The following is a 12,111-nucleotide window of genomic DNA, read 5'->3' as shown; positions in this document are numbered from 1 at the left end:
GATCAGCCGATTCCGTCGGTCGATCGGCCGAGGGACACCGACGGTTCAGGGCCGTCCCGCGTAGTAGACGGCCGCCACCTCCTGCCAGGTCGGAGCGGTGAAGCCGGAGCCGTTCTTCGTGCGTTGCACGACCCGGGTCTTCCAGCGCGGTGCGCTCTTGTCCAGAAGGGGAGTGTCCGAGTCCTCGACGACGAGTCCGGCTGATGCTCCGTCGGGGGTCGAGCAGTGGTACCGGTCGCTGAGCTTGCCGGGGAGGGACGCCGGAGGACCGGCCCAGCGGGGCGTGCACCAAGTGCCGTCGGCCAGCTCGACGGCCCAGGGCACGATCGCGCTGCGCGGCTTCGGCGCTGTCCGTGGAACGGGGGCGCTCGCACGGTACTCCCGTAACCGCTTCCCCTTGGGCGAGCCGCACAGCACCCGCGTGCGGTCGTCGGGTCTGACCCAGCACGCCTGCGCGGTCAGCACGTTCGGCGAGCAGGAGACGATGTCGCGGCTGACCGCGAAGGCGGAGGCGGAGCAGCTCTGCACCGTGGTCCCCGACGCCAGCTCCACGGTGTGGTCGGGGTGGGGGTCGCCCTGGGCCCCTACGGGTACGACGGTGATCGTCTCGGTGCCGTCCGGCCCGGAACCCGCCGAGGCCCGGCCGTCCGCCGGGCCGGTGAGCAGATGGGCGACGGCGCCCCCCGCGGCACCGACGAGGACGGCAGCCGCGGCGCCCGCGAGCACACGTGAGCGGCGCCGACGCGCCGGAGGCCGGCGCTCGGGTGGGGCGCCGTCCTGATGACCGACCGGCACGGTGCCTCGGATGATGTCGCTGATGGCCTCGCGGACGGGCCGCAGACCGAGAACGAGAACGAGGGCCGGCGCCCAGTCGGCCTTCAGCGCGATGCTCTCCCTCTCGCAGATGCCGCAGGCCCGGCAGTCACGCGACGCGGTGCAGGCGCTGGTGATCCGCTCCGGCTCCCTGATCCGGCAGACCCGGCAGCGGGCGCACGTCCCGCACTGCGCGCAGTTGTAGGTGTGCTTGACGACATGGTCGCGCAGCGGCGCGCTGAAGCCGCGCGGATACCGGCCGATGATGCCGTCGAGCGTCGGACACAGTGTGCGGTCGTTGTGGACGAGCAGATAGGCGTGGAACCCTTCGGCGACCACGGTCTTGAGGGCGGTGACCCGGTTGTTGAGGGTCTTCCCGCTCGGAGCGCGCCGCTGCCCGCCGGGGGCGTCGGCCACGGACTGCGACGGCACGGCACCGGTCGCGCCGCCGCTCGGTGCGGCGCTCGCCGGCTGAGCCGCCGCCAACCGGTCGGCGATGTCGGCGGGTTTGAGCTGGTCCTCGAAGTACCACTGGTACAGGAGGCGATCGTCCACGGGCAGCGTGGCGACCACGTCACCGATGACGCGGCGGGCCTGGAAGAGGCGCACGGGGTCGTCCGCCGGATCGGGCCGGTCGGGCTCGTCGAGCGGATGGTCGTCCATCGACTCGTCCTGCCCGAGCGGCTTGCTCCGTTCGGCGAGTCTCCTGCGCCGGGTGAAGTGCGCACGGAGCCGGTTCTTGGCGATTCCGGTGAGCCAGGCGCCGAGCCGGTCCCCCGAACGCGGCTGACTCTCCGGGTCCTTCGACACCAGCGCGGCGATGGCGTCGGCGAATGTCTGCTGGGTCAGCTCCATGCCCAGGTCGGCGTCTTTGACACGGCGCGTCAGATAGAGCAGCACATCCCGGAAGTGCCGGTCGGTGATCTCCTCCAGGGCCTCGGCACGGTCCCGGGGAGTGCGCGGTCGGCGTACGCGCTCCAGCAGTTCACCGTCGCCCACCTCCTTCGCGTCCCGCCGGTGTGAGAGCGCGGGGTCCGTCATGTGCCTGCCTCCTGCCCGCTTCGGGAGCGGCTCGGCGCGAGGAGCGGCGCGCAAGCGGCCCGTGCGGAGTGCCGTCGCCGCGCCTGCCGGAAAAATCTCGGCGGAATCCGCCGCGAACTCCGGGAAACCCCGGGCCCTCGCGCCCCGGGCCTCCGTAAGCCGATTCCGGGCACCCAGGAGGCTCCCGTGGCCCTCTTCACTTCTTCCGCTTCCCCCTTGTACGCGCTGCTGGAGCGCTGTGGCCCGGCATTACTGGTCACAGTCGTTCTCGCCGTGCTGCTGCCGAGGCTGCTGTGGCAGACCGCGCAGCGGATGCTCTTCCGTCGCCAGGCCCGGACACTGCCGCTGCGCTTTCTGCGGGAGGTGCGCGCCGGTGGCAGCGTGGCCGGTGACGCGGCGCTGTGCCGCCGACTGCTCGCGCTCCACCTCAGCACGGTGGAGGACCACGTCACCTCCGGGGGACTGGTCCGGCTCTCAGGCCCGTCCCTGCCCAGGAGGACCGTCGCTGTGTGCACCGTTCTCACCACCACCCTTGCCGGGGCCTGGGGGACGGTGGGGCTGCTGTGCGGCCTGGCCGTTCCGGCGGCGGCGACAGTGGTCCGTATCGCCGCCGCCTACCTGGAGACCGCCGCCGCCCTGCGAGACACCCTCCGCCAACTCGACGCCCTTCTCGGTGGCGACGACCCCGACCGGGGCGCCGCGCTGCTGCGGGTCGTGCTCGAAGCGGACCAGGGCATCCTCGACGCTCTCGCGCCGACCGGCGCCCGGCCCCCCTCCGCCGTCCGCGCCCGGCGTCGCCGCCGTCCCCAGCGCTGAGCGGCACCGGCAGGACCGGCAACCCGGTGTCGGCTCCGCGCGGGTGGGGCGACACCGGCGTGGCTTCCTCCCACGGTATGCGGCCGGTGGCCGGACCGCAGGCCGTTGGTTCGGCCCGGTCCCGTTCCGCTCGTCCGGGTACGGACGTGCGTCCGCCCGCCCCGCGGTCGGCTGCGGGGCGGGCGGGGCGAGCAGAACGAACAGGAGGGGCAGGAGGGTCAGGACGGGCGGGTGGTGGACGGCCACGGGGGCCGCCTGGGGAAGTCGCGCGGCCCTGTCCCGGCCGGGGTGGACCCTACGGCTCAGACGCCCGCGATGGACTGGATCCAGGAGCGGTACTGCGTCACGTTCGTGTATGCCGTGGTGGTCTGCCGGTCGCTGGTGGACGCGACGCCGACCTGCACGCCGCCGGCCATCATCGGGCCGCCGGAGTCGCCGCCGGCGGTGATGCCGTCACCGCGCCGGGCGCAGATGGCGGAGCCGTTGTAGGCATCACGGCAGCCCCCGCTGACGATGACGTTCGCGTACTTCAGGTAGCGCGACTGGCAGTTGATCTCCTGGCCGCACCGGGAGGTGGCGCCCCAGCCGTAGACCTGCACGGTCTGGCCGACGGACACCGAACCCGGCCGGCCCAGCGGCGAGTAGGTCGTCGAGACGGACCGGTCGAGGCGGACCAGTGCCAGATCCGCCGACGGATGGGTGTAGATCTGCGTGCCGTTGGCGGTGGTGCCGCCGGTCGTCTGGTCGAGGCTGCCGATGCGGAACGACAACTGACCGCCGCTGACGCAGTGTCTGGCGGTGAGGATCCAGGTGGGGGCGATGATCGTCGAGCTGCACGTCTGTCTCCCGCCGGAGAACAACCGTGCGGCCCAGGGGCCGCTTTGGGCGTATCCGCCGCCGATGATCGGCCGCTGTTCGTCGCCGGAGGCGCGGGTGTCGGTCGCGACACGGACGGAGACACCACCGGAACCGGAACCGGCACCGGAACCGGCACCGGAGGAACGGTTCTCGGCCACCGCTGCGGTGCTGAACGTGAGGGTGGCCAACAATGCGGCTATGAGCGTGGGGAGTAACCTGGTGATTCGCAAGATTCCTCGTTTCCGAAGAGCGCGAGAACGCGAGAACTCGCGCATGGCGTCCAGGGAAGTACCAGGTTTCCGGAATCCGAGCGATTCGGGTAATAGCATTTGGCCCATAGCGCGGGATTATGGGCAGCACGCCGGACGCCACCGACTCCGCCCGCCGTACGGCCGAGCCGAGGCGTCAGCCCTCCCGACGGTCCCCGCCGTGCGGCGCGACGAAAAAAGATCCCGGTTCCCGTGAACTTTCTCGCCCGGTCCGCCATCGAACCCTGTGTACGGCCCGCCACCGGAGGGGGCGGCACCGAGCAGGGAGTTGACGGCAACCATGACACGCGACCACGAGATGACCACCGGGCGGAGCGCACAGGAGACTGCCGGGGCGGGCGCCCGCCGCTGCCCGCCGTGGAGCCGCTCCGGGCGCCCCGCGCGGGCCGTGCGGGTCGTCGTGGCGACCACCGCGCCACCGGCGGCCGGCGGGCTGCGGCGGGGACAACAGCGACACGTCGCGGGCGAACGCCGCACCCGCGGGCCGGTCTCCGTGACCGGCAAGGCGTCGGTGCCGAAGATCGGCCCGCCCTTGGCGGGTACCGGCAGCTGACCAGCTGCCGGCCTCCCGGACCGACGGGGCCGTGGATACCCGCTCCGCCCGTACCGGGAGACGACCGGCACGCGTCGGCCGACCCGGCCGACGGACCGCGCCGACAGCCGTCTCCCGCGCAGAGCCGGGCAACCGGCCCCGTCGCCCCCCGCAGCACCGTCCGGTGCCCCTCTGAACGGCTATGACGAGGGTGCGCACCGGATGTGCGTGCGCGGGAGGGCCGGGCAGGAACGTGGCCGGACCCCGTGCCGGGTACGAGGTCGCCGCACCTTCCGTACCGGGGACCTCGGGCGCCGGTCGGCCACGTTCCGCCCGTTTCCTTCCCCGCACTGCCGGACCCGGGTCCGGCAGTGCGGGGCTCTCGTGGCCGCATGGAGCGCGGACGGCCCGCACTCTTGTGAGGCGCGCCAGGTGCGAGGTGCGCTAGGAGCGTGGCTTGTGCCAGGTCAGGGAGTACCGGCGAAGGAGGTGTCGCCGGTAGCGGACTCCCGGCAGCAGTCGCCGTGCCGTCGCGTGCACCTGGCCGTAGCTCATGTACGGGTCGGCGACAGGCATGCCCTGGGGGCTGTCCGCCCGGCGCAGGGCTTTTGTGATCCGCACCAGGGGAGCGGCCGCGATCGTCGCTGCCCACTCCGCGGGTCCCGCCTCGCGGGCCAGACCGACCACCACCAGGGTGCCGCCGGGCCGCAGCAGTTCGCGCATACGGACCAGGGCAGCCTCGAAGTCCATGTGGTGGATCGTGGCCACCGAGCAGACGAAGTCGTAGCCCCGCGCGGGCAGGTCGATGCTGAGGAAGTCGCCCTCGACGCAGGCGATCCCGCTGTGGCCGGTGGCCAGTTCACGGGCCCGGGCGATCATCTCGGGCGAGCTGTCCACGCAGGTGACATGCGTGGCCCGCGCCGTCAGCTTGCGCGCCAGCAGCCCGTCACCGCACCCGATGTCCAGTGCCTTGCCGCACTCCTCCGGAACGGCACGGAGAATGTCCTGGTGCCGGGCGACATTGGTGTTCCAGTACGGCTTCGCGTCGGTCCGGTGCATCGCCTCATCGTAGAACCGAGCCGCTGGGCACAGAATCGGGCCACCGGGCCCGGCCTCACACGCAGATCAGTGTCTGCTGGCCGGTCGCGACGAGCTTTCGCCGGTCATCCTGAACACCGAACACCTCCAGTCGGCACACGGTCAGTGTCCGTCCGGACCGCAGGACCGTCCCCACCGCCTCGATCCGATCGCCGATGGCGGGCGCGAGAAGGTTCACCTTGTACTCCACGGTGAGTACCGAGCTGTCCGGGGGAAAGAGGGTGAACGCCGCGTAACCGCCCGCGCTGTCCGCGACGGCGCTGGTGGCTCCGGCGTGGACATAGCCGTCCTGCTGGGTGACTTCCGGCCGACTGGGCAGCACGATGTGCACCCGTCCGGGCCCGATGTGCGTGATACGGGCGCCCAGGTGACTCATCAGCCCCTGGCTGTCGAAACTCTTTCGAATACGCTCCTGGACCTCCGGGCTCGCCTGCTCCAGGCCGGCCCGCTCGTCCGCGGCGGTCTGCTCGTCCACGTCCCCTCCTTGCACGCTCACGGACTTTTGTCGGCCATCCGGGTCACGGACCGAGAATCGCCGTACTCCCCACCCCTCGTCCTGCAGTCGAAGAATGCTACAAAAATACAACACTCCGCCCCTCGCCCGAGGTTGGAGGGTGCCGAGATGTGACGGGACCGTGTGGCGTACGCGGGAAGAAAGGCATTACCGCAGCCGTCGTCAGTCGTTCCAACGACGAAGCCTCCGCTGTGGCGGGGCGGGCTTCATCAGCCAGCGCCGCGTCAATTCCGGAATCGGCGACGACAGCAATGTGTCAAACGGTGAGCCCGCGCCTCGCGGCAGCGGTTTGGCTGGAGCACAGAAGAATTCCGTGGACCAAGGAGCTGTTCAGTATGGCAGAAGTGAATATCGCGGGGCTTTTCCTGGCCGCCTCGCTGATCGGGTATCTCCTCCTGGCGCGGAAGTACCCGGACAAATTCTGACGGCGGAAAAGCGATTCGTTGGAGCCCCCGGAACCGCCCACCCTGTCTGGCCCGCCCGGCCCGGCCCGCCCGGCCCGCCCGGCCCGCCCGGCGCGTCGCAGCGATCGCAGCCAGCAGCGGGAGCCGACGGGCAGCGCTGTGCTGCTGCTCGTCGGCTCCCGGTCGGGGCGGGCGGCCGAGGCGGTCAGTCCTTCTCGATCAGCTCTGCCAGGGCGATGTTGAGTTCCAGGACATTGACCCGCGGCTCTCCCATGAAGCCGAGTACGCGCCCGTCGGTGTGCCTCTTGACCAGCTCCGCCACCCGCTCGACAGCCAGGTGGTTCCGCTCCGCGACGCGATGGACCTGGAGTTCGGCGTACGCGGGCGATATGTGCGGGTCGAGGCCGGAAGCGGAGGAGGTCACCGCGTCGGGCGGCACATCCGACGGCTCGACCTCGTGGTCGGCGGTGCTGTTGTCCTCGACCACCGCGGCCTTGGCGTCGGTGACCCGTTCGAGCAGTTCTTCGCTGTCGCCCGAGAGGTTGGTGGCGCCTGAGACGAGCAGCTTGTACCGGGTGTTGACGGAGTTCTGGCCCAGGCCGTCGGAGGGCCGGGGCTGGAACCACTTCAGGTCGGGTGCGGGCGTCTGCCGACCCTTCTTCAGCGGCAGGTCGTAGCGCTGGCCGATGAGGCGGGAGCCGACGACCCTGCCTTCGCTTTGCACCTCGGAGCCGTTGGCCTTGTCGTGGAAGGCGGCCTGTGCGACCCCGGTCACCGCGAGCGGATACAGGACGCCGCAGACCAGGGTCAGGACGAGCAGGGCGCGCAGGCCGGCCCAGAGCAGTCGGGCGGTGCTTCGTACGGAAGTGTTCATGGTCGTCACCCGATGCCAGGGATGAGGGAGATGAGCAGGTCGATGAGTTTGATGCCGAGGAACGGGGCGACCAGGCCGCCGAGGCCGTAGATCCCCAGATTGCGGCGGAGCATCCGGTCCGCGCTCATCGGCCGGTACCGGACACCCTTCAGGGCGAGTGGCACCAGGGCGACGATGATCAGCGCGTTGAAGATGACGGCGGAGAGGATCGCCGACTCCGGGGAGGACAGGTTCATGATGTTGAGCTTGTCCAGGCCCGGGTAGGCGACGGCGAACATCGCCGGGATGATCGCGAAGTACTTCGCCACGTCGTTGGCGATCGAGAAGGTCGTCAGAGCGCCGCGGGTGATGAGAAGTTGCTTGCCGATCTCGACGATCTCGATGAGCTTGGTCGGGTTGGAGTCCAGGTCCACCATGTTCCCGGCCTCCTTGGCGGCCGAGGTACCGGTGTTCATGGCCACGCCGACATCGGCCTGGGCCAGCGCGGGCGCGTCGTTCGTGCCGTCACCCGTCATCGCGACCAGCTTGCCGCCGGCCTGCTCACGCTTGATGAGCGCCATCTTGTCCTCGGGCGTGGCCTCGGCGAGGAAATCGTCCACGCCTGCCTCCTCGGCGATGGCCCGTGCGGTGAGCGGGTTGTCGCCGGTGATCATGACGGTCTTGATGCCCATGCGGCGCAGCTCCTCGAACCGCTCCCGCATGCCCTCCTTGACGACGTCCTTGAGGTGGACGACGCCCAGCACACGAGCGCCCTTGCCGTCCTCCACGGCGACCAGCAACGGCGTGCCGCCGGCCTGGGAGATGGCGTTCGCCGTCCCTTCCGCGTCGTCGGCCAGGGCGCCGCCGTGCTCCCTGACCCAGGCGAGCACCGCACCGGTCGCTCCCTTGCGGACCTTCCGCGCCGTGCCGTCCTCGGTCAGGTCCACGCCGCTCATCCGGGTCCGGGCTGTGAACGGGACCCACTCGGCGTGCTCCAGTTCGCCCGCGTGCCGCTCGCGCAGCCCGTACTGCTCCTTCGCCAGGACGACGATCGAGCGCCCCTCGGGCGTCTCGTCCGCCAGCGAGGACAGCTGCGCGGCGTCCGCCAGCTCGGCGGCGGTCGTCGCGGTGACGGGGACGAACTCGGCGGCCTGGCGGTTGCCCAGTGTGACGGTGCCCGTCTTGTCGAGCAGCAGCGTCGAGACGTCTCCGGCGGCCTCGACCGCGCGCCCGGACATGGCCAGTACGTTGCGCTGGACGAGCCGGTCCATGCCTGCGATGCCGATGGCGGACAGCAGCGCCCCGATGGTGGTCGGAATCAGGCAGACCAACAGCGCGGACAGCACGATCAGCGACGTCTGGTCGTCGGCGCCCGCGTAGATCGCGAACGGCTTCAGGGTCACGACCGCGAGCAGGAAGATGATCGTCAGCGAGGCGAGCAGGATGTTCAGCGCGGTCTCGTTGGGCGTCTTCTGCCGGGCCGCGCCCTCGACCAGGTTGATCATCCGGTCGATGAACGACTCACCCGGCTTCGTCGTGACCTTGACGACGATCCGGTCGGACAGCACCTTCGTGCCGCCGGTCACGGCGCTGCGGTCGCCGCCGGACTCCCGGATGACGGGTGCGGACTCGCCGGTGATCGCCGACTCGTCCACACTCGCCACGCCCTCGACGACATCGCCGTCGCCGGGGATGATGTCCCCCGCCTCGCAGACCACCAGGTCGCCGACGCGGAGTTCGGCGCCGGGCACCTGCTCCTCGGTCCCGCCGCTCAGCCGCCGGGCGACCGCGTCCGTCTTCGCCCTGCGCAAGGTGTCGGCCTGGGCCTTGCCGCGCCCCTCGGCCACGGCCTCCGCCAGGTTGGCGAAGATCGTCGTCAGCCACAGCCAGCCGGTGATCGCCCAGCCGAACCAGTTCCCCGGGTCCTTGACCGCCAGCGCGGTGGTGAGCACCGAGCCGACCAGTACGACGAACATCACCGGGGACTTGATCATCACCCGGGGATGCAGCTTGCCGAGCGCGTCCGGGAGGGAGGTGAGCAACTGCCCGGGGTCGAACAACCCGCCGCCGACCCGCCGTTCGGGCCCGCGGCCGGTGGGCAGGTCCCGGTGGGGCGCTCGGGTGGGGGTGGCGGAGTCCGTGGAGGACATGGCGCCTGGCTCCTCATGCTCTGTGACGTCGGTGGTCATGCCGCCAGCCCTTCAGCGAGCGGGCCCAGCGCCAGCGCCGGGAAGTAGGTCAGCCCCGCGACGATCATGATGACGCCGACCAACAGACCCGTGAACAGCGGTTTCTCGGTCCGTAGCGTGCCCGCCGTCGCCGGGATCGGCCGCTGCTGGGCGAGCGAGCCGGCCAGCGCGAGGACGAACACCATCGGTACGAACCGGCCGAGCAGCATCGCCAGCCCGATGGTGGTGTTGAACCACTGGGTGTCCGCGTTCAACCCGGCGAAGGCCGAGCCGTTGTTGTTGGCTCCGGAGGTGTAGGCGTACAGGACCTCGGAGAACCCGTGCGCTCCGCTGTTGGTCATCGAGTGCGCGGGGGTGTCCAGCGACATGGCCGCGGCGGTGAAGCAGAGCACCAGCGCCGGGGTGACGAGGAGGTAGCAGGCCGCCAGCTTGATCTCGCGAGTGCCGATCTTCTTGCCCAGGTACTCGGGCGTACGGCCCACCATCAGCCCCGCGATGAACACCGCGATGATCGCCATGATCAGCATGCCGTACAGGCCCGAACCCACCCCACCGGGGGCGATCTCGCCCAGTTGCATGCCCAGCATGGCGATGCCGCCGCCCAGGCCCGTGTAGGAGGAGTGGAAGGAGTCGACGGCGCCCGTCGAGGTCAGGGTCGTGGAGACCGCGAAGATCGACGACGCGCCGATTCCGAACCTCGTCTCCTTGCCCTCCATCGCACCCCCGGCGGCCTCGAACGCCGGGCCGTGGCCGGCGAACTCGGTGGCCCACATGAGCAGGACGAAGCCGATCCAGATGCCCACCATCGTGGCGAGCACCGCGTACCCCTGCCGGACGCTGCCGACCATGCGGCCGAACGTGCGCGTCAGAGCGAAGGGGATCAGCAGGATCAGGAAGATCTCGAAGAGATTGCTGAAGCCGTTCGGGTTCTCGAAGGGGTGGGAGGAGTTGGCGTTGAAGTAGCCGCCACCGTTGGTCCCCAACTCCTTGATGACCTCTTGCGAGGCGACCGCCCCGCCGTTCCACTGCTGCGAGCCACCGGTGAACCGACCGACCTCGTGGATGCCGGCGAAGTTCTGGATGGCACCGCAGGCGACCAGTACCAGCGCTCCGACCACCGAGATCGGCAGCAGGATCCGGAGCACGCCCCGGACCAGGTCGGCCCAGAAGTTGCCGAGCCCTCCGGTGCCGTGCGGTGCGCCCCCCAAACCGGTGGAGCCCTGCGCCCGGGTACGGGCGAAGCCTCGCACCAGGGTCATCGCCACGGCCATACCGACGGCGGCGGAGACGAAGTTCTGCACGGCCAGACCGGCGGTCTGCACGACGTGGCCCATGGCCTGTTCGCCGGAGTAGGACTGCCAGTTGGTGTTGGACACGAAGGACGCGGCGGTGTTGAACGCCTGGTCCGGGTCGATGGAGGAGAAGCCGAGCGAGCCGGGCAGCGAGCCCTGGAGACGCTGCAGCAGATACAGGAACAGTACGCCGGCCGCGGAGAAGGCGAGCACACCGCGCAGATAGGCGGGCCAGCGCATATCGGCGTCGGGGTCGGCGCCGATGGCCCGGTACATCCACCTCTCGACCCGCAGATGACGGTCGGAGGAGTAGACGCGGGCCATGTGGTCGCCCAGCGGGCGGTAGGCCAGGGCGAGCGCGCCGATCAGCGCGACGAGCTGGAGTACAGCGGCGAGGAACGGGGTCATGCCGGTGCTCAGAACCTCTCCGGATACACAAGGGCGAGGACGAGGTAACCCAGCAGGGCGACGGCCACGATCAGGCCGGATATGTTCTCGGCAGTCACAGCTTCGCCACCCCCTTGGCGATGAACGCCACCAGCGCGAAGACCGCGACAGTGGTGACGACGAAGGCCGCGTCGGCCATCGGTGCTCCTCAGTGAGGCTCGGGGTTGTGATGGACCCCTTGAGGAAAACGCCTTTTCGACCGGTCGAGCCTTTTGTTGACAGCTCCCTTACGGCCGGGAGGCCGCCTTTGATGCTTTCCTAACCTTTCGCCCCACGGGCACCCTCTGACCTGCGGTGACGCGGGGGAGGGGCGGGCGGCCGGTCGGTCACAGCGGTCGGTCCGGGAGGCTGATCACATGCCAAGGGGCCTGGTTCCAGGGGCTGGCGTGGTTGGCGGGGTCCAGGAGGGCGCGCAGATGGGCGTCCGAGATGGCCTGTGGGGCGGGGAAGCCCTCGTCGGGGGTGGCGCGCAGGCCTTCCATCCACACCTTGCGCACCAGCAGATAGTCCGTCGCGTAGGCCCGCCACGAGTCGTAGGCCGCGACCGTGGGCATGATGGTGGCGCCCAGCAGCTCCCATGCCGTCGGTGCGTCGAGATGGCCGGCGGCGTAGCCCTTGCGGACGACATCGCAGTAGAGGGCCACGTCCCAGGCCAGCGGATCGGCGCCCGTCTGCTCGCGCAGCGGCGCCCGGTAGCCGTCCTTGAGCAGCCCGTCCAGCCTGTGCAGCAGCTCGTCCCGGTCCGGGATCTCCCACTGTTCGCGCAGCCATCGCTCGGCCTCGGCGTCGTCCCGGTGCCGGAAGGGGTACAGGGTGGTGCGGGAAGCTTCCCGGCCGCGGTTGACCGGAGCGGACAGGGAGACGAGCCACAGCTGGTGGGCGGACAGGGGTGCCTCGTGCGGCGGTCGGGCGGGGCGCCGACGGCGGAAGCGCTCGAACATGTCGAACATGATCTCGCACGTTGCCGGGCGTCCGACGGCGGGTG

Annotated in this window: 12 protein-coding genes; 3 read left to right on the top strand and 9 right to left on the bottom strand. The window is 70.5% G+C overall.

All coding sequences use genetic code 11. The annotated features are described in order from the left end of the window. Positions 1 to 45: 45 nt before the first annotated feature. A complete protein-coding gene (locus tag JW613_RS00650) occupies positions 46 to 1,854 on the bottom strand; it encodes an RNA polymerase sigma factor (protein ID WP_209208718.1) in 1,809 nt (602 codons plus the stop codon). Positions 1,855 to 2,040: 186 nt separating this feature from the next. On the opposite strand from JW613_RS00650, the gene JW613_RS00645 reads away from it, so the two are divergent. Continuing rightward, positions 2,041 to 2,670 carry a hypothetical protein gene (locus JW613_RS00645; protein WP_209208717.1) on the top strand — a complete coding sequence of 210 codons (630 nt, stop codon included), beginning with the start codon at positions 2,041 to 2,043 and terminating at the stop codon, positions 2,668 to 2,670. A gap of 302 nt (positions 2,671 to 2,972) precedes the next feature. On the opposite strand, the gene JW613_RS00640 is transcribed toward JW613_RS00645, so the two are convergent. Continuing rightward, entirely contained in the window at positions 2,973 to 3,758 is a 786-nt protein-coding gene (locus tag JW613_RS00640; protein ID WP_209208716.1) for a S1 family peptidase, read from the bottom strand. Positions 3,759 to 4,077: 319 nt separating this feature from the next. On the opposite strand from JW613_RS00640, the gene JW613_RS00635 reads away from it, so the two are divergent. Beyond that, entirely contained in the window at positions 4,078 to 4,350 is a 273-nt protein-coding gene (locus JW613_RS00635) for a hypothetical protein (protein WP_209208715.1), read from the top strand. A gap of 423 nt (positions 4,351 to 4,773) precedes the next feature. Here the strand turns inward: JW613_RS00635 and JW613_RS00630 are convergent, their stop codons facing one another. Both JW613_RS00630 and JW613_RS00625 read right to left on the bottom strand, forming a co-directional pair. Next, a complete protein-coding gene (locus JW613_RS00630; RefSeq protein WP_209208714.1) occupies positions 4,774 to 5,388 on the bottom strand; it encodes a class I SAM-dependent methyltransferase in 615 nt (204 codons plus the stop codon). A gap of 55 nt (positions 5,389 to 5,443) precedes the next feature. Continuing rightward, entirely contained in the window at positions 5,444 to 5,803 is a 360-nt protein-coding gene (locus JW613_RS00625) for a PaaI family thioesterase (RefSeq protein WP_245224843.1), read from the bottom strand. A gap of 473 nt (positions 5,804 to 6,276) precedes the next feature. Here JW613_RS00625 and JW613_RS00620 point away from each other — a divergent pair, with 473 nt between their 5' ends. Continuing rightward, a complete protein-coding gene (locus tag JW613_RS00620) occupies positions 6,277 to 6,366 on the top strand; it encodes a K(+)-transporting ATPase subunit F (protein ID WP_099885551.1) in 90 nt (29 codons plus the stop codon). 184 nt (positions 6,367 to 6,550) lie between these two features. On the opposite strand, the gene JW613_RS00615 is transcribed toward JW613_RS00620, so the two are convergent. From JW613_RS00615 to JW613_RS00595, 5 genes are all read right to left on the bottom strand, one after another. After that, positions 6,551 to 7,219 carry a potassium-transporting ATPase subunit C gene (locus JW613_RS00615; RefSeq protein ID WP_209208712.1) on the bottom strand — a complete coding sequence of 223 codons (669 nt, stop codon included), beginning with the start codon at positions 7,217 to 7,219 and terminating at the stop codon, positions 6,551 to 6,553. A 5-nt stretch (positions 7,220 to 7,224) separates the two neighbouring features. Continuing rightward, on the bottom strand, positions 7,225 to 9,387 hold the full coding sequence (gene kdpB / locus JW613_RS00610; protein ID WP_209208711.1) for a potassium-transporting ATPase subunit KdpB: 2,163 nt from the start codon (positions 9,385 to 9,387) through the stop codon (positions 7,225 to 7,227). Then, positions 9,384 to 11,087, bottom strand: a complete 1,704-nt coding sequence (gene kdpA, locus JW613_RS00605) for a potassium-transporting ATPase subunit KdpA (protein ID WP_209208710.1) — start codon at positions 11,085 to 11,087, stop codon at positions 9,384 to 9,386. Before kdpA ends, kdpB begins: the two co-directional genes overlap by 4 nt. A gap of 8 nt (positions 11,088 to 11,095) precedes the next feature. Further along, positions 11,096 to 11,185, bottom strand: a complete 90-nt coding sequence (gene kdpF, locus JW613_RS00600; protein ID WP_209208709.1) for a K(+)-transporting ATPase subunit F — start codon at positions 11,183 to 11,185, stop codon at positions 11,096 to 11,098. Between the two features lie 267 nt (positions 11,186 to 11,452). Next, positions 11,453 to 12,076: a DUF1266 domain-containing protein gene (locus tag JW613_RS00595; RefSeq protein WP_209208708.1), complete on the bottom strand. Its 624-nt coding sequence runs from the start codon at positions 12,074 to 12,076 to the stop codon at positions 11,453 to 11,455. Positions 12,077 to 12,111: the final 35 nt, after the last annotated feature.

Origin of the sequence: Streptomyces smyrnaeus, assembly GCF_017676345.1 — a bacterium.
Classification (GTDB): Bacteria; Actinomycetota; Actinomycetes; order Streptomycetales; family Streptomycetaceae; genus Streptomyces; species Streptomyces smyrnaeus.
This window is presented reverse-complemented; position numbering and strand designations above follow the sequence as displayed.